At 55.7% G+C, this 357-nt stretch carries 1 rRNA gene; it reads right to left on the reverse strand.

Going from position 1 to position 357, the window contains the following annotated elements:
* A 16S ribosomal RNA gene (locus AN394_RS21345) occupies positions 1-357 on the reverse strand; the annotation flags it as partial.

The following is a 357-nucleotide window of genomic DNA, read 5'->3' on the forward strand; positions in this document are numbered from 1 at the left end:
GCGGTGTGTACAAGGCCCGGGAACGTATTCACCGCAGTATGCTGACCTGCGATTACTAGCGATTCCGCCTTCATGCAGGCGAGTTGCAGCCTGCAATCTGAACTGAGCCCCGGTTTGGGAGATTTGCTTCACCTCGCGGCTTCGCGTCTCGCTGTCCGGAGCATTGTAGTACGTGTGTAGCCCAGGATGTAAGGGGCATGATGACTTGACGTCGTCCACACCTTCCTCCGGTTTGTCACCGGCAGTTTCTCTAGAGTGCCCAACTGAATGATGGCAACTAAAAACGTGGGTTGCGCTCGTTGCGGGACTTAACCCAACATCTCACAACACGAGCTGACGACAGCCATGCAGCACCTG

The sequence above is a fragment of the Pseudoalteromonas sp. P1-26 genome (assembly GCF_001401795.1).
In the GTDB taxonomy this organism is placed as follows: domain Bacteria; phylum Pseudomonadota; class Gammaproteobacteria; order Enterobacterales; family Alteromonadaceae; genus Pseudoalteromonas.